Below are 16,324 nucleotides of genomic sequence, written 5' to 3' on the forward strand. Positions count from 1 at the left end.
CAGTATTCGGACCGTGACCGAAGGTCGACCGTGTCGGGTGGATGACCAGCATGTTTCGGGGAGTTGCCCCGGGGGCAGTGAGATCGCGCGACAGCCCATCACCGGTCCCGTCGGCGACAACGGCCGGGGGCGGCGTCGTTTCGCCGTGCGCCGGGGCACGGATGGTGTCCCGGCCGTCCTGGAAGGAGCGCGCGATGAGCGTTCACAGTGCTACGACGACCGCTCGGGCCGGTACGGGGTGCTGGCATGAGTGACCCCGAGCGGGCCCGACCCGGACGTTTCCGGCTCGGTGCGGCCGCCCTCGGGCTGGCCCTGCTGGCCCCGTTGGCCGCCTGCGGCTCCGACACCGGCGGGAACGGCGGCGTCCCCACCGTCAACCTCTACTACCCGCCGGAGCAGAACCTCCAGAAGGTGGTCGACGACTGCAACGCCCAGGCCGGCGGGCGGTACCGGATCGCGTACCGGATCCTGCCCCGGGCGGCCGACGACCAGCGGGTGCAACTGGTCCGCCGGTTGGCTGCCGAGGACACCGGGATGGACGTACTCGGGCTGGACGTGACCTGGACCCAGGAGTTCGCCAGCGCCGGCTGGCTGCGGGAGTGGACCGGCGAACAGCGGGCCGAGGCCGAGCGGGGCACCCTGGCCAAGCCGCTGGAGACCGCCCGGTACGAGGACAAGCTCTTCGCCGCACCGAAGAACACCAACGTGCAACTGCTGTGGTACCGGTTCGACCTGGTCGACCAGCCGCCCCGTACCTGGGACGAGATGATCGAGGCGTCCCAGCAGCTCAAGTCGCGGGGCGGGCCGTACCGGGTGATCACCATGGGCGCCCAGTACGAGGGCCTCGTGGTCCTCTACAACACGCTGGTCGCCAGCGCCGGGGGGCAGATCCTCAACGAGGAGGGGACCAAGGCCGTCTTCGACGACGGCGCGGTACGGGCACTGGAGGTCCTGCGTCGGTTCGCCACCGCGGGCATCACCACCCCGTCCTTCTCGAACACGATCGAGGACCAGGCCCGGCTGGAGTTCCAGTCCGGCGGCGGGGCCTTCCAGATCAACTGGCCGTTCGTCTACCCGGCCATGCAGGAGGCCGACCCGGAAATGGCCAAGAAGGTCAGGTGGGCGCGCATTCCCGGCGTGGACCCGCAGACCCCGAGTCGGGTGACCATCGGCGGAGTGAACCTCGCGGTCAGCCGCTACTCGCGCCACCCGGAGGAGTCCTTCGAAGCGGCGAGCTGCCTGCGCAGCCCCGACCACCAGAAGTTCTCAGCGATCAACGACGGCGTACCGCCCACGATCGAGAGTGTCTACGCCGACCCGGAGATGGCGCAGGCGTACCCGATGCGCGACACCATTCTCGAGGAGCTGAAGGACGCGGCGACCCGACCGCGCAGCCCCGCCTACCAGAACATCTCCACCGTCCTGTCGGCGACGCTCTCCCCACCGAGCGGTATCCGGCCCGAACAGACCGCCGACCGGTTGCGGGACGCGGCACAGGACGCGCTGGAGTCCAAGGGGGTACTGCCGTGAGCCGACCCGATACCGACACCACACCGGACCGGGCCGCCTCGGGGAAGGCCGAACAGGCCGGTCCGCCGGCCCGGATCCCGCGACAGCGCGGCGGGCGGGCGCCACTGAGCGAGGGCAAGCGGGCAGAACGCCGACTGGCCTGGCTGCTCTGCGCCCCGGCGGCGTTCGTGATGCTCGCGGTCACCGCGTACCCGATTCTTTATTCGGTCTGGTTGTCGCTGCAACGCTTCGACCTCAAGTTCCCGGACCAGCGGGAGTTCGTCGGGCTCGCCAACTACGCCACCGTGCTGAGCAACGAGTACTGGTGGACGGCCTTCGGCGTGACGATGCTGATCACCGTCGTGACGGTCGCGGTCGAGCTGGTGCTCGGCATGGGACTGGCCATCGTCATGCACCGGACCATCGTCGGGCGCGGGCTGGTCCGCACCGCGGCCCTGATCCCGTACGGGATCGTCACCGTCGTCGCGGCCTTCTCCTGGCGGTACGCCTGGACGCCCGGCACGGGTTACCTGGCCACCCTGTTCGGTGAGGGCGCGCCGTTGACCGAACGGGCGAGCGCGCTCGGGATCATCATGGTCGCCGAGATCTGGAAGACGACCCCGTTCATGGCGCTGTTGCTGATGGCGGGGCTGGCCCTGGTCCCCGAGGACCTGCTCAAGGCGGCCTCGATGGACGGGGCCACCGGCTGGCAGCGGTTCACCAAGGTGATGCTGCCGGTGATGAAACCGGCGATCCTGGTCGCCCTGCTGTTCCGGACCCTGGACGCGTTCCGCGTCTTCGACAACATCTTCGTGCTGACCGCCGGATCGAACGAGACCTCGTCGGTGTCGATGCTCGCCTACAACAACCTGATCAGAGGGCTGAACCTCGGCATCGGTTCGACCATGTCGGTGCTCATCTTCCTGACCGTGGCGATCATCGCGTTCGTCTTCGTGAAGCTGTTCGGCACCGCTGCCCCGGGCAGCACCGACGAGGGGAGGCGCTGATGGCGGCCGCCGACACGACCGTCGCGGCGAAGTGGCGGTGGGGACTGCTGGACCTGGTCGTGGTGGTCTTCGCGCTGGTCCCGGTGCTCTGGATCGCCTCGCTGTCGTTCAAGACCACCGCCACGCTCACCGACGGCAATTTCATTCCCCGCGAATGGACGCTGGACAACTACCGGACCATCTTCGAGACCGACCAGTTCGTCTGGGCACTGGCGAACTCGATCGGGATCGCGTTGATCGCGACGGCGATAGCCGTGGTGCTCGGCACGATGGCCGCGTACGCGGTCGCCCGGCTCGACTTCCCCGGCAAGAAGCTGCTCGTCGGGGTCTCCCTGCTGATCGCGATGTTCCCACAGGTGTCGCTGGTCTCGCCGCTGTTCGAGATCGAGCGGTCGCTGGGACTCTTCGACACCTGGCCGGGCCTGATCCTGCCGTACATCACGTTCGCGCTGCCGCTGGCCATCTACACGCTCTCGGCGTTCTTCAAGCAGATCCCGTGGGACCTGGAGAAGGCGGCCAAGATGGACGGCGCGACCCAGGGACAGGCGTTCCGTCGGGTGATCGCGCCGCTGGCCGCGCCGGGGGTGTTCACCACCGCGATCCTGGTCTTCATCTTCTGCTGGAACGACTTCCTGTTCGCGATCTCGCTCACCTCCACCGAGCGGTCCCGTACGGTGCCGGTCGCGTTGTCGTTCTTCACCGGTGAGTCGCAGTTCGAGGACCCGACCGGGGCGATCTGCGCGGCCGCGGTCGTGATCACCATTCCGATCATTCTGTTCGTGCTGTTCTTCCAGCGTCGCATCGTGTCCGGTCTGACCTCCGGCGCAGTCAAGGGGTGAATTGCAGTGGCTGACATCGTGCTGGACAAGGTGAGCAAGAAGTTCCCGGACGGGACCGTGGCGGTCCACGACGTCGACCTGGAGATCGCCGACGGCGAGTTCGTGATCCTGGTCGGCCCGTCGGGCTGCGGCAAGTCGACCACCCTGAACATGATCGCCGGGCTGGAGGACATCAGCGGCGGTGAACTGCGGATCGGCGGCCAGCGGGTCAACGACAGGGCGCCCCGGGACCGGGACATCGCCATGGTCTTCCAGTCGTACGCCCTCTACCCGAACATGACGGTCCGGGAGAACATGGCGTTCCCGCTCCGGCTGGCGAAGCTGGACAAGGCGACGATCGAGCGGAAGGTCGACGACGCCGCCCGGGTGTTGGAACTGACCGCACTGCTGGACCGCAAACCGGCGAACCTCTCCGGCGGCCAGCGCCAGCGGGTGGCCATGGGCCGGGCCATCGTCCGCAACCCGAAGGCGTTCCTGATGGACGAGCCGCTGTCCAACCTGGACGCGAAACTGCGGGTCCAGATGCGTACGGTGGTGTCCCGGTTGCAGAAGCAGCTCGGCACGACAACCGTCTACGTCACCCACGACCAGACCGAGGCGATGACGCTCGGTGACCGGGTGGTGATCATGCGGGCCGGAGCCGTGCAGCAGGTCGGCCCACCCCAGGAGCTGTACGACAACCCGGTGAACCTGTTCGTCGCCGGGTTCATCGGCTCGCCGTCGATGAACTTCCTGCACGCCGAGGTGGCCGACGGCCGGCTGCGTACGGCCGTCGGCGAACTGCCGCTGGGCGACCGTCTCCGGCGGGAACTGGAGGCCGCCGACGCACCACGGAACCTGATCCTCGGCATCCGCCCCGAACACTTCGAGGACGCGGTCCTGGTCGACGACGACACCCGGGAGCGCGGGGTGGAGTTCGAGGCGCCGGTCGACATCGTCGAGTCGATGGGCTCGGACAAGTACGTCTACCTCAGCGTCGAGGGGGAGCGGGCCACCGCCGCCGAGCTGGAGGAACTCGCCGCCGACGCGGGTGCCGAGGGACTGGGCGGCTCCGGTGCGGACCTGGTGACCCGGCTGTCGGCGGAGTCGACGGTGGCCGAGGGCGAGAGCCGGCGGATCTGGTTCAACCTGGAGAAGATCCATCTGTTCGACCCGACCAACGGCCGCAACCTCACCCTGCACGAGGGCCGGGCGGCGGGCGCTCTCGCCTCCTGACCGGCGCCCCCGGGACCACGAGGGGCTCGGCCCGGTCCGTACGGGCCGAGCCCCTCGTGATCTCCCGGATCGTCCGACCCGTGCCACGGAACTCGGCACCCGAGGCGCCGGCGATCACGTAGCGTCATTTGTGTGCGTACGGGATCAGGGGTGCCTCGGCGCCAGCGGGACGATCCGTGACCCCCCTCGCGATCCTGCTGGCCCTCTGCGCCGCCGCCTGCTTCGCCCTGGGAGCCGCCCTACAGCAACGCGCCGCCCGGCGGGAACCGCCGCACAACACCTTCGACCCCCGGCTGTTCATGCGGCTGCTGCGCCGGCCCACGTGGCTGCTGGGCAAGCTGCCCGACATCACCGGCACCGTGCTCCAGGCGGTCGCGCTCCGGTACGGTCCGCTGACCCTGGTCCAACCGTTGCTGATCAGCGGCATGTTCCTGGCCATTCCGCTGGAGGCGGCGCTGGACCGCAGACGTCCGCACCCCCGCGACGTCATCGCCGTCACCTCGTGCGTGATCGGGCTCGGGGCCTTCCTCATCGTCGCGCGCCCCCGGCCGGGCGTGCCCGAGCCGTCGGTGATGGCCTGGGTCGGGGTGGGGCTCGCCAGCGGCCTGGTCGTGGTGATCTGTCTCGCGCTCGCCCACCGTGCCACGAGCGCGCTGCGCGGCACCCTGCTCGGGGTCGCCACCGGGATCTTCTACTCCGGGGTGGCGGTCCTGCTCAAGGCGTTCACCGGACGGGTCTTCGCCGACCCGTTCTCGGCACTCACCGACTGGCACCTCTACGCCCTGATCCTGGTCGGTCTGGGTGGCGTGATGCTGAACCAGAACGCGTTCCAGAACGGTCCGCTCGCCGCACCGCTGACCGCGATCACCCTGGTCGACCCGGTGGCCAGCGTGGTGATCGGCGTGACCGCGTTCCACGAGACCCTCTCGATCAGCGGGCTGCGGCTGCTCATCGAGGTGCCCGCCGTACTCGCCATGATCTTCGGGATCTGGTTGGCCAGCACCCGGCCCGGTGGTCGGGGCGGCGGCGGGGAGAAACCCGGACCGGATCCCGACGTCTGAGCACCCCGGACGGGGGTCTCGCGGGCGAACCGCCCGCGAGACCCACGGGGTGCCGTGCGGTCGGGGCACACCACCCCTTCCCCCGCTCGGGTCAGGACCTGTCGAGGGCAACCTGGTCGGTGGCGGAGCCGTCCAGCGCCGGGCCGCCGGTCGTGCCGATCGGAATCCGGCGGGGCTTGGCCTGCTCGGCGACCGGGATCGTCAGGGTCAGCACACCGTCCTGCCAGGTCGCGCTGATCCGGTCGAGGTCGAGGCCGTCGCCCATGGTCAGCCGCCGCTCGAACGTGCCGGTGGCGCGCTCGCGCCGTACCCACTGCACGTCGGCGTCGGTGCGGGCGCTGCGCTCGGCCCGGATGGTCAGGACCCGGCCGTCGACGCTCACGTCGACCGAGCCGGGGTCGATGCCGGCGAGGTCGCAGTGCAGCACGAAGTGGTCACCGGATCGGTACAGGTCCATCGGCATCGCCATGGTCGCGGCACCGCCCCCGGCGGTGCCGAACACCTGACCGGCCAGACGGTCGAAGTCGCGGAAAGGATCGAAAGTCAGCACCACGCCAACCACCTCCTCGAGACTGCCCACCGGCGGATCCGGTGGGTCTGTGGCGCTCGGATTCCGAGGTCGCCCCTGCCTCGTCGCGGTGGTCGGTCACCGCACGGGCCAGGTGCGACAGTTAATTTTTTAGCACTCTCCCCCCGTGAGTGCCAACCCGTTCGGGCAGAAAATTTTCGTCCCCGTCGTGCCGCTGCTCGACGCGGCGTCACCCGTTCGTGCGAAAGCGCACCGGCATCGGGTCGTACGACCCCGGTTACCCGGCATTCGCGGCGTTTCCGGGTACCCGTCTCACTACCATCCAGGTGACAGCCAGTGCCCGACCCGGCCCGCCGGGCGCGCCTGGTACGACAACCTCGAAACCCTGTCCCGGCACCGCTTTGCCGGCGGCCTCGCCGTGGCCTTGACCGCCCGATCCGTAGGGAAGCGTGAGGCACGATGAAGGATGCGGAAACCGTAGTCATGCCCCGGCTCGCGGCGGAGGTCGGAGCCGAGGATCCGTGGGGCGAGGACCGGGACGGGCGGGGACGCCGCGACGGGAGGACGGATCGCGGCGAGCGCGGCCGGTCCGGCGTCCACCGGGTCGGCTGGCGGGTCGCCCCATGGCTGGTGCCGGGGCTGCTGATGGGCGGGTTGAGCGCCCGGGGTGTCGCCGCGCCCGGACTCTGGATGGACGAACTCGCCACCTGGGGCATGGCGACCTCGACGTGGCGGGAGAACCTGTCCCCGCAGCGGTGGGCCGATGTCACCGGCACCCCGTACCACCTGTTCATGCGGGTGTGGGTGGAGTACTTCGGTGCCTCCGACCTGTCCCTGCGAGCCCCCTCGATGCTGGCCATGACCGTCGCCGCGGCACTCGTCGGGGTGCTGGGCGCGCGGCTGTTCACCCCGAGGGTCGGACTGTTCGCCGGGGTCATCTTCGCCCTGCTGCCGACCTCGACCAGGTACGCGCAGGAGGCCCGGCCGTACGCGTTCGCCCTGCTCGCCGCCGTACTCGCCACCCTGTTCCTGGTGCTGGCCATCCACCGGCCGAAGCACTGGAGGTTCGCGGCGTACGCGGTCGCGGTCGTGCTCCTGGGGCTCTCCCACGTCGTCGCGCTGGTGCTGATCGCCGGGCACGGGTGGGCGGTGCTCGCCTTCGGCCGGAAGGTGGCGTACCGGTGGGCGGTGGCGGCGTCCGCCGGTGTGCTGCCGGTGGCCGGACTGCTCTGGCTCGGTTCCCGGTACGCGACCCGGATCAGCCGGTTCCCCGATGCCGGCGGGCAGTTGCTCGCCGCCACCCCGAGAGAGCTGTTCGGCGCCACCGCGATCGGTCTGGTGCTGCTCGGGTTGGCGCTGTTCAGCCTCCCGCTGCGCTACTCCGCGGCCATCTACACCGCGTGGGCGGTGGTTCCGCTGCTCGTCCTGTTGCTGGTCGCGCAGGTGACGCCGGTGGGGCTGCCGCAGAGCCTGATCTTCACCCTCCCGGCCTGGGCCACGCTCGGCGCGGCGGCCCTCGGCCGGGCACCCGTCCATCTGGGGATGGTGGCGCTGGTCGCGATCGGGTTGATCGGACTGCCGGTCCAGGCGGCGTTCCGCGCACCCGACGGTCACCGCCAGGCCACCCGGCAGCTCGCCGCGATCGTCGATTCCGGGATGCGTCCCGGTGACGGTGTCGTCTACCGCTCGGCCGGTGGCGACGGGAGCTGGGACGGTAGGGGTGTGCTCGCGCGTTACCTGTCGGACGACCGGCAGCCGGCGGACCTGCTCGCCACCGGCTCGGTACGCGTAGACGGGCAGCTACCGACCAGCGAGTGCGCCGACGTCGCGCGGTGTCTCGGTGACACCCGCCGACTGTGGGTGGTCCGGCTCGGCACGCTGGCCGACCCGATCCACGACCTCGGCGACCGCAAGGAGTACGTGCTGCGTGCGCGGTACGAGGTGGCGCAGGTGTGGCGGGTCACCGGGTTCACCCTGGCCCTGCTGGTCGACGAGCGGACAGCGCTCTGAGGGTTGGCACGCGTCCGGGGCCTCAGGGCCGGGACGAAATTTCGGGGTGAATTGGGCCTGACGCCAGGCTTTCGGGTGACTAGTAGGGATCGCCTGGTTTGTCAGCGCCACCCGCTTAGGATCTGGTCTAGCAGGGTTTGTGCGAGCAGAGTTCAGGTTCTTGGGGGAATTGTGAGCGTCGCCGGCCAGACACGCCCGTCCCAACCCGCCACCCCAACCATGTCCGAGCGCCCCGGCACCATCCGGCCCGGGTCGGCCCGCCGACGTCCCGGCCGCCGGCAGCGCAACATCAGCGCCCGGGTCGCGTACGCGGGCTGCGGGACCACCGCCGGCCCGCTCGTCCCACCACGGGCGGAGGAGTCGCCGGTCGAGTTCCGCCACGTCGCCTCGCCCGCGTCGAGACTGGTCCTGACCGTCCTGGTGTTCGTCAACGCCGGCGCCGGACTGCTCTTCGTCGGCTGGCTGATGCTGCCCGGACACGTACCCGGAGCGGGCGGGTCCGGGTTGGGGGCCTGGCAGACGATGCTGGCCCGGATCGGCTTCTGCGTGGTCGTCGCCGTCGAGCTGATCCGCATCGCGCAGAACGTGTCGGTCTGGGTCTTCGCGTACAACGCCAAGGACCCGGTCCCGGTCGACCCACCGATCGGCCTGCGGGTCGCCCTGCTCACCACGATCGTGCCGAGCAAGGAACCGATCGAGGTCGCCGAGCGGACCCTGCGCCGGATGAGACAGATCGTCTACTGCGGACCGGTGGACGTCTGGATTCTCGACGAGGGCGACGACCCGGCCGTGAAGGAGATGGCCGCGCGGCTCGGCGTACGTCACTTCAGCCGCAAGGGGCGGCCGGAGTACAACCAGCCCAGCGGCGAGTTCCGGGCCCGGACGAAGTCGGGCAACCACAACGCCTGGCGGGCGGAGCACGAGCACCGCTACGACGTGGTCGCCAACGTCGACCCCGACCACGTACCGCTGCCCGGTTTCCTCGAGCGCACGCTCGGCTACTTCCGCGACCCGGACGTCGCGTTCGTGGTGACGCCGCAGGTCTACGGCAACATGCACCAGAACTGGGTCGCCCACGGGGCCTCGGTCCAGCAGTACCTCTACAACGGGCTGATCGCGCGCGGCGGGAACGGACTGGACGCGCCGTTGCTCACCGGCACCGGCCACCTCTACCGGCCCTCGGCGTGGCGGACCATCGGCGGCTACCAGGACTCGATCATCGAGGACCACCTGACCAGCATCCGGATCCACGCCGCGGCCAACCCGACGACCGGGAACCGGTGGAAGGGCGTCTACACCCCCGACGTGGTGGCGATCGGGGAGGGCCCCACGTCCTGGGCGGACTACATGAACCAGCAGAAACGGTGGGCGGCCGGCATCTGGGAGATCCTGGTCCGCCCCGACCTGCGGGCCCCGCGCGACCTCGGCTCCCGGCGGCGCTGGCAGTACCGCCTGCTCCAGTTCTACTACCCGAGCGTGGCGGTCAGCCTGCTGCTGGGCAACCTGGCCACCGCGCTCTACATGCTCACCGGCGTGAGCACGGTCCAACTCGACACCCGGGTCTGGGCGGTGCTCTGGGGCTCGACCATCGTCACCTGGTTCATGCTCTGGCTCTGGCTGCGCCGCTACAACATCGCCCGACACGAACGCGAGGAGATCGGCGTCGTGGGCATGGCACTGGCCCTGTTCGTGGGACCGATCTACGTGGCGGCGGGACTCGCCGCCGTGCTGCGCCGCCGGCTCGCCTTCGTGGTCACCGCCAAGGGCAAGCTGCGTACCACCGAGTCGCTCGGCACGTTCCGGCTGCACTTCCTCTGGGCCGGCTTCGCCGCCGCCATGCTCGTGCTGAGTTTCGTCCTGGACCACAGCTACCCGCTGCTGCGGGTCTGGCCGGCGCTCACCCTGGTGGCGAGCCTGGCCCCGCCCGCGATCGCGATCGTGACCGGACTGGTGGCGCGCGTCGAGCAGCGCGACGACCCGACCGGCGCCCCTACTCAGGGCACGGCGGGGCACGGCGACACGGCCCGGTGGGCCATCTACTACGTCGACGGGCACGGCCGCAACGAGTGGTCACCCCCGGCCGCGGTACGCATCGACGCCGGCGTGCACGGTCGGCTCGATCCGGGCGGGTACGCCCGACTGGACACCGGCGGTCACACACGGTTGGACGCGGGCGGTCACACCCGACCGGCGCACACGCCAAGGAACGGTTGAGGAGCGGGCGATGCTGAGGCTGACGCTACCGCGCGTACTGGTCGCGCTGGTTGCCGTACTCCTGTTGACGTACGCGTTCGCGGTCGCGCCGCGAACCGCGGACCGGTGGGGTGGGGGAGTCGGCGCGGACGTGGCGGCGACGACGCGGCCGAGCGTCTCCCCGCCGACGCCGCCCAGGGAGCCGGAGCTGTTCCCACCCGCGGGCAAGGCGTTCATCGGCGTCATGACGCACGAGGGACCGTACAACTTCAAGGCGGTGGACGAGTTCACCAAGGCCGCGAAGCGCCAGCCGCAGGTGATGCTCTTCAGTGCGGACTGGGCCTCCGGCAGGTTCGACCGGTCGCTGTTCGACCGGATCAGCGACCGCGGCATGATGCCGATGCTGGCCTGGGAGCCGTGGGACTACCGGATCGACGAGAAGGCCCGCAAGCAGGGCCTGCGGTTGCGGGAGATCGACGAGATCCGGTCCGACCAGCCGACGTACCGGTTGGCCCGGATAGCCTCCGGTGACCTCGACGACTACGTGCTCTCCTGGGCGGAGGGGATCAAGTCCCTCGGTTACCCGGTCGCCCTCCGGTTCGGACACGAGATGAACGGCGACTGGTACCCGTGGTCGGAGGCGACCAACGGCAACCGGGCGGGCGACTACGTCAAGGCCTGGCGGCACGTGCACGACCTGTTCCGTACGGCCGGGGCCACCAACGTGACCTGGGTGTGGAGTCCGAACGTGCAGTGGGACGAGTCGACGCCCCCGCTCGAGTCGCTCTATCCGGGCGACGCCTACGTGGACTGGCTGGGACTCTCGGGCTACTACGGCACCGGCTACTTCTCCGACTACCGGAACTTCGACGAGATCTTCGGGGACACCATCGAGGAGTTGCGCACCTTCAGCGAGCGGCCACTGGTCATCACCGAGACGGCGGCCGCCGACGACAACGGTCGCAAGGTCGAATGGATCAAGGAGACGTTCCGGCTGCTGCCGAAGCACAGGGACATCATCGGGGTCATCTGGTTCGAGGTGGACAAGGAGCTGGACTGGCGGATCGTCAGTTCGCGGGCGTCGGCCACGGCGTTCGCCCAGGCCGTTGCCGCCCCACGGTACGACCTGCGCTGGTCACCCGAGATGGTCCCGCGCGGCGAGGTCGACGACTGACGCCCCACGCACACTCCTCCGTACGGGGTGGGTCAAGATGGCGCCATGACCATCCCGATCGACCATCCGCGGGTTCACGGGTACGACCGGACCATCGTCATCGTCCGAGGCGACGCGCTCCCGTCCGAGCTCCTTCCGGCCAGGCTGCCCCGGGAGGCCGACCGGCACACGGTCATCGTGGCGGCCGACCCACCGGTGGAACTGGCCGCCCTGATCGAGTTGCTCGCCCGGCACCTTCCGGTCCGCTGCGAGTCGATCCGACTCGTGCTCTCCGACGCGGGTCAGCCGGGGGTCGCCCAGGTCATCGCGGACCAGCTACGGATCGAGGTGCTCGCCCCGACCGGTCCGGTGATGCTGCTCCGTACCGGCATGCTGTTTGTCGTCGACGGGACCTGGTGGTGCTTCCGGCCCGGCGAACCGGCCCAGCGGGAGGGCGCCCGGCATCCGGCGCCCGACTGGCAGCGGCTGCTGCCGCCGACCCCGCGACCCGCCCCGTCCGGACTGCGGGTCACCGCCATCCCCGCCGGACTGTGGGTGCACCAGGCGGAGCCGTCCACACCGGACCTGACGGCCACGGTCCTGTCCGTGTTCGTGGACCCCGAGCAGTCGACCGTGGTCATCGGCCGTCCCGGTACGCCCGCACTCCCGCCCGAACCGGTCTACGACCTGCTGGAGTCGCTGCCCCGGCAGCTGCGTCGCCGGCTGATCCTGGTGCCGTACGGCGCGGAGAGCGCGACCGCCGACACGGTCGGGGAGTGGTTGGCGGCGCGTACCGGGGGCACCGTCGAGGTGCTGAGCGGGGTGGCCGACACCGACTCCGACGGCGCCACGGTCCGTACCACGGTCGACGCGAGCGGGGAGCCGGGCTGGCGGCCGTTCGCCCAGCGGCTGGTGTACCGGGCCGGGGCGACGCCGCAGGTGACGGAGTGGCGCCGACCGCTCCCGGACGTGCCGGGCACCGGGGGGATCCAGCGGATCGACGAACGCTGGGCGGTCGAGGTGGTCCGCAGTGGCCTCTGGCTGCGCTCGGTCGCACCGGATCCGGAACAGGACCTGGTCCGGCGCCTGCCGATCGACGCCAACCACCCGTTGCTGGTGCTCGGTGCCGCCGTGGTGGCGGCGCCGACGGAGGCGTGGTCGGCGATCGACACGGTGGTGCGGGCCCTGCCGGCGACCGTCACCGGTGCGCTGCGACTGGTGGTGACCAGCCCGCCGGACACCGCCGCGCCGGCCTGGACCGCGCTGACCGCCCGCTTCGGGCCGCTGCTGGCGGTGGTCGGACCGGGGCATCTGGTCGAACTGCCCGCACCGGGAACGACTCCGGACGTGGATCACGAGGCGCCCCCGACGGCCGATGATTCCCCGCCGGACGGGGTGCCGGTGGTGGAGGCGCCGGTAGAGGCGCCGGTGGTGGCTCGGGAGTCGCGTGGGCCGGGCCTGGCGGGCGGGCAGCTGCCCGCGCAGGACGGTGGCCTGCGGGCGGGGCGACTGGTGGTGGCGGACAGCGCGGATCCGTTGCCGGTGCCCGGCCGGCACAGTGATCCGTCGGAGCGGCAGGTGCTGCGCGAGCTGCTCGGCGACCGCTATCCGGGGTACGCCGACATCGTGACGCGTTCGCCGAGGGGTCCCGGGGACGGCCGGGACGGGGACGCCGTGATGGCCGACCTGGTCACGGTGGTCGCGTTCGTCGACGGTGACGAACTGTTCGACACCGCCGAGGGCCGGGACCATGCGGTACGCCGGGAGGTGGCCTCCTGCCTGCACAGTGGGCTGCTGCGGCTGCCCGTACAGCCGGGACCGGTCTTCGCGTCCTGGGCGGTGGCGGGGGAGCCCGTCGAGGGCGGGGTGCTCGGTGCCGCTGACGTACTGGCGGCGGAGGTGTCCCCGTACCGGTGGGAGTCTGGTGCCCCGGCGCTGGCGGTCTGGTCGACGGCCGGGCGGCAGACGGCCGGCGTGACCCGGGCCGGGCGTGAGTGCGTACTCTTTCCGGCCGGCACCCGGTTCCGGGTGGTCGGTCTCGACCACCTCGACCGCCCGGAGCCCGCGTTCGTGTTGCTGCGGGAGCTGGGATCCGGTGAACCGGTCGACGGACCGGACACGGCGGAGGTCGAGGCGGCCGACCGGCGGGCCCGCGAGGGGCTCCGGCGCGCGGTCGAGGCGGTAGGTCGGTCCGCCACCGCCGCCGGCCGGCCCTCAGCTCTGGTCGCGGATGGCGAGTGAGTCGACGATCGAGCTGCACGCCATCAGCCAGGCCCGGCGGGTGGGGATGGCGAGTGCGTCGAACTCGATCCGCCCGCCGGACCGGATGAGCCGGTCGTACGGGATGACCACCACGTCCCGGACCACCTTGCGGTACCGCTCCACGATCTCGTCGAGGAGTTCGGTGTCCGGTTTCGGGTCGGCGCAGGAGACGACGGCGACGGCGTTCTCGGCCAGGTCGGCGCGGCCGGTCCGGATCAGGTGGTCGAGCATCCACAGTCCGCTGTCGGCGACGTCGCGTTGCACGGTGGTCGGCACGACCAGGCAGTCCGCGACGGCGGTCGCCGACTGCCAGTTCGCCGACCGGATGTTGTTCCCGGTGTCGACCACGATCAGCCGGTAGAACCGGCACAGAGCGGTCCAGAGTTTGGTGAACGCCTCGTCGTCGATGATCTCCATGCTCCCGGCGGCGTCATCCGAGGCCAGGACGTCGAACCGGGCGCTCTGCGGTCGCAGGTACGCCGACAGCCGCCCGACGCTCGCCGTGGTGGCGAGGAACTCGTCGATGTTGTGCAGGAGGTTGATCACGGTCTGTTCGTGGGTGGCGGACTCGGCCCGCATGCCGAGGGTGCCCCGGGTCTCGTTGTTGTCCCAGGCCAGGGTGTAACCGCCCCGGTGGAAGCCGAGGGTCGCCGCGGCGAGCAGTGCGGTTGGCGTCTTCGCCGCCCCGCCCTTCGGGTTGGCGACCACGACCGACATGGTCCGGCTGAACGGGCGGAGCAACCGGCGGCGGGCGGCCCGGTGCACCAACTCGTCCCTGGTCGCGATCAGGTTCAGGGTCCCGCCGCTGAACCGGTTCGCCCGCCCGCGCCAGCCCCACTCCGCCCGGGGCTGCCCCGGCTGGCTCGCCGGGATCCCCTCCAGCGGGGCGGGTGCGGTGGCGGCGCCGTCCGGCGCGGTGGGTGGCTGCCGGGGCGCCTGCCAGGCGAGGCCGGCCCGTGTCGGTCCGGTGGGCGGGGGTGCCGCCGCCGACTCCGTCGGACCACCGGCGGGGGGCGCCGGCTCCGGGGTGCGCGACTGGTGCGCCGCGGACACGGGCTCCGGACTGACGGGCTGGTGCGCTGCGGACGCGGGCTCCGGGGTGACGGGCTGGTGCGCTGCGGACGCGGTCATGACGGATCTCCCTGTCGATCAGCCGACGCTCGGTGCTGCCGCCGACCGGGGCAGTCGAATGGCGGGACTGTACGTGAGTCGGGCCGTGGATCCCATGGTGCAAAAACCGGTCCGGCGGGCCGCGGCGGTTGCGCCGCAGGTGGCCGGGGGAGTGCGGCGTGACTTGGGAAATGTCACCTGAACCAGAGTGGCCTCCGCTCCGTAGTCGCTTCGTACGTTCGCCCGGTGCGGGCACTCGGCAGGGTGGGGAGGACGGTCGTGGCGGCAGGTGCGGAAGCGGACGCGCGGGTTCGGTCACGGCTCGACGGGTTGCACGGGCTGCTGCTCCGCCTGGCCGGTCGACTGCCCGACGGACTGGTCGCGCAGGCCCGGCAGTGGTTGGCCGAGGGGAGATCGGTCGAGGTGGCGCAGGCGGTGGTCTTCGGCACGATCGCCGGTCGGGTCGCCGTCACCGAGGCGGACGTCAGCCTGCTCACCGGGGTGCTCGCCGACGCCGGTGAGGAGACCGAGGCGGTGGACGACGTACCGCGCGGGACTCCGGCGCCGATCCTGCACTACCGGTTGGCACCGTACGACCCGACGGTGTCGGCGGAGCCCGGCGAGCGGGTGCCGTACCCGCCGAAGCCGACCGGGCGGTACGACGGGTCCGGCAGGCGCGATCCGGTCGACCTCGCGCTCACCGGGGCGGTACCCGAACGGGTCCCCGGCGTACGGGCGCTCTGGCGGGTCTGGTCGTTTCCGGACCGGGCCACCCGGTGGCCGCCGCCCCGCCGGATGTACCTGGTGCAGGTCATCGGCGACGGTGGCCCCGACCTGCCCGGCGTGGCCGCCGCGGCGCAGGCCGTGCTCCTCGCCGCGGGGGAGCGCGACCCACGGGTCGAGGTGTTCGCCGACCCGGGCGGGTTGCCCGAGTACCAGCGCACCGCCCTGGGTCGGGCCGCACTGCTCTGGGCCGCCGCGCCGCCACGGCCGATCCGGTTCGCCCGCGACGGGCACACCACCACCGGTCCGGGGCCCGGCGGCGACGGGGAGCGGCTCGACGCCGACGAACGGGACCGGGTGCTGGGCTACCTCGACTCGGGTACGCCGTTGCTGCTCACCCCGGACCGCGCCGAGGACCCGCTGGACCGGGCCCGGGGGCCGGTGGTGCCGACGAACGTCCGTACGGACGGGTCGTGGATCTGGACCGACGCGGTCTCCTACCACCTCCGTGAGCACGGCCTGACCCCCGAGGAGGACCTGCTCGCACACGTTCGCCGCAACAATCACGTGATGCCCGAGGTGGACCCGGTCGAGTTGCACCGGGCACGGGCCGTACTCGACGCGCTCGCCTCGGGGGAGTCGGCGGTCGCCGGGGGGTCCGTACCGGGAACCCCGTTCGTACGCCTGTTCGATTGAGGCGTACGCTGGCCGTC

The 16,324-nt window shown here is 71.2% G+C and carries 12 protein-coding genes; 10 read left to right on the top strand and 2 right to left on the bottom strand.

Going from position 1 to position 16,324, the window contains the following annotated elements; genetic code table 11:
- The first annotated feature begins 246 nt into the window (after positions 1-246).
- The 5 genes from OIE47_RS29070 (at position 247) to OIE47_RS29090 (ending at position 5,631) form a co-directional block, all read left to right on the top strand.
- A complete protein-coding gene (locus tag OIE47_RS29070; protein WP_326557703.1) occupies positions 247-1,530 on the top strand; it encodes an ABC transporter substrate-binding protein in 1,284 nt (427 codons plus the stop codon).
- A complete protein-coding gene (locus tag OIE47_RS29075; protein ID WP_442792001.1) occupies positions 1,527-2,516 on the top strand; it encodes a carbohydrate ABC transporter permease in 990 nt (329 codons plus the stop codon). Before OIE47_RS29070 ends, OIE47_RS29075 begins: the two co-directional genes overlap by 4 nt.
- Positions 2,516-3,355, top strand: coding sequence for a carbohydrate ABC transporter permease (locus OIE47_RS29080; protein ID WP_326557704.1), 840 nt, complete (start codon positions 2,516-2,518; stop codon positions 3,353-3,355). The genes OIE47_RS29075 and OIE47_RS29080 overlap by 1 nt, the downstream gene beginning before the upstream one ends.
- A 6-nt stretch (positions 3,356-3,361) precedes the next feature.
- Positions 3,362-4,570, top strand: coding sequence for an ABC transporter ATP-binding protein (locus OIE47_RS29085; RefSeq protein WP_326557705.1), 1,209 nt, complete (start codon positions 3,362-3,364; stop codon positions 4,568-4,570).
- A gap of 176 nt (positions 4,571-4,746) precedes the next feature.
- Positions 4,747-5,631 (top strand): DMT family transporter, encoded by an 885-nt coding sequence (locus OIE47_RS29090; RefSeq protein WP_326557706.1) that lies wholly within the window; start codon positions 4,747-4,749, stop codon positions 5,629-5,631.
- 91 nt (positions 5,632-5,722) lie between these two features.
- Here the strand turns inward: OIE47_RS29090 and OIE47_RS29095 are convergent, their stop codons facing one another.
- On the bottom strand, positions 5,723-6,184 hold the full coding sequence (locus OIE47_RS29095; RefSeq protein WP_326557707.1) for an Hsp20/alpha crystallin family protein: 462 nt from the start codon (positions 6,182-6,184) through the stop codon (positions 5,723-5,725).
- A 435-nt stretch (positions 6,185-6,619) separates the two neighbouring features.
- Here OIE47_RS29095 and OIE47_RS29100 point away from each other — a divergent pair, with 435 nt between their 5' ends.
- From OIE47_RS29100 to OIE47_RS29115, 4 genes are all read left to right on the top strand, one after another.
- Positions 6,620-8,170 carry a glycosyltransferase family 39 protein gene (locus OIE47_RS29100; protein ID WP_326557708.1) on the top strand — a complete coding sequence of 517 codons (1,551 nt, stop codon included), beginning with the start codon at positions 6,620-6,622 and terminating at the stop codon, positions 8,168-8,170.
- A 219-nt stretch (positions 8,171-8,389) separates the two neighbouring features.
- Positions 8,390-10,384 (top strand): glycosyltransferase family 2 protein, encoded by a 1,995-nt coding sequence (locus OIE47_RS29105; RefSeq protein WP_326557709.1) that lies wholly within the window; start codon positions 8,390-8,392, stop codon positions 10,382-10,384.
- A 10-nt stretch (positions 10,385-10,394) separates the two neighbouring features.
- The gene (locus tag OIE47_RS29110; RefSeq protein ID WP_326557710.1) at positions 10,395-11,537 is read left to right on the top strand and encodes a glycoside hydrolase family 26 protein; all 1,143 of its coding nucleotides are present in this window, start codon (positions 10,395-10,397) and stop codon (positions 11,535-11,537) included.
- A 45-nt stretch (positions 11,538-11,582) separates the two neighbouring features.
- On the top strand, positions 11,583-13,757 hold the full coding sequence (locus tag OIE47_RS29115; protein WP_326557711.1) for a hypothetical protein: 2,175 nt from the start codon (positions 11,583-11,585) through the stop codon (positions 13,755-13,757).
- Here the strand turns inward: OIE47_RS29115 and OIE47_RS29120 are convergent.
- Positions 13,731-14,909 carry a MinD/ParA family ATP-binding protein gene (locus OIE47_RS29120; RefSeq protein ID WP_326557712.1) on the bottom strand — a complete coding sequence of 393 codons (1,179 nt, stop codon included), beginning with the start codon at positions 14,907-14,909 and terminating at the stop codon, positions 13,731-13,733. The two genes, OIE47_RS29115 and OIE47_RS29120, sit on opposite strands and share 27 nt — an antisense overlap.
- Positions 14,910-15,167: 258 nt before the next feature.
- Between OIE47_RS29120 and OIE47_RS29125 the strand changes: the two genes are divergently transcribed.
- Entirely contained in the window at positions 15,168-16,307 is a 1,140-nt protein-coding gene (locus OIE47_RS29125; RefSeq protein ID WP_326557713.1) for a hypothetical protein, read from the top strand.
- The last annotated feature ends 17 nt before the right edge of the window (positions 16,308-16,324 follow it).

Source organism: Micromonospora sp. NBC_01796 (assembly GCF_035917455.1).
Classification (GTDB): Bacteria; Actinomycetota; Actinomycetes; order Mycobacteriales; family Micromonosporaceae; genus Micromonospora_G.

Excerpts from the sequence above, each read along its gene's own strand:
- OIE47_RS29070 (WP_326557703.1), top strand. The coding sequence starts at position 247 with ATGAGTGACCCCGAGCGGGCCCGACCCGGACGTTTCCGGCTCGGTGCG.
- OIE47_RS29080 (WP_326557704.1), top strand. The coding sequence starts at position 2,516 with ATGGCGGCCGCCGACACGACCGTCGCGGCGAAGTGGCGGTGGGGACTG.
- OIE47_RS29100 (WP_326557708.1), top strand. The coding sequence starts at position 6,620 with ATGAAGGATGCGGAAACCGTAGTCATGCCCCGGCTCGCGGCGGAGGTC.
- OIE47_RS29105 (WP_326557709.1), top strand. The coding sequence starts at position 8,390 with ATGTCCGAGCGCCCCGGCACCATCCGGCCCGGGTCGGCCCGCCGACGT.
- OIE47_RS29110 (WP_326557710.1), top strand. The coding sequence starts at position 10,395 with ATGCTGAGGCTGACGCTACCGCGCGTACTGGTCGCGCTGGTTGCCGTA.
- OIE47_RS29115 (WP_326557711.1), top strand. The coding sequence starts at position 11,583 with ATGACCATCCCGATCGACCATCCGCGGGTTCACGGGTACGACCGGACC.
- OIE47_RS29120 (WP_326557712.1), bottom strand. The coding sequence starts at position 14,909 with ATGACCGCGTCCGCAGCGCACCAGCCCGTCACCCCGGAGCCCGCGTCC.